The organism is Leifsonia sp. HAY1-4F (assembly GCF_056755275.1).
Map to the genome: position 1 here is coordinate 1 of NZ_JBNDHX010000233.1, position 310 is coordinate 310.

1 protein-coding gene is annotated in these 310 nt (G+C 44.8%); it reads left to right on the plus strand.

What is annotated here, in order from left to right; translation table 11 throughout:
• Positions 1–22: 22 nt before the first annotated feature.
• The coding region (locus ACPYOG_RS19345; RefSeq protein WP_481295756.1) for a hypothetical protein at positions 23–310 on the plus strand (288 nt) is incomplete at its 3' end.

Below are 310 nucleotides of genomic sequence, written 5' to 3' on the forward strand. Positions count from 1 at the left end.
AGTGTCTCGTGGGCTCGGAGATGTGTATAAGAGACAGACACTGGCCTTTACTTCCACTGCCACTAATGGGTTTTCTGTAGATGGCACAACACTTTCAGTAGATGCAGCAAATAATGCAGTTGGAATAGGAACAGCTGCTCCAAACACGAATGCTGCACTTGATATTAGCAGTACCACTAAAGGTGTAAAACTACCTTCTCTGGCTCTTACAGCAACAAACAATACAAGCCCATTAAGCGCGCACATTGCAGGAATGCTGGTGTATAATACGGCTATGGCTGGTACAACACCCAATAATGTAGTACCTGGT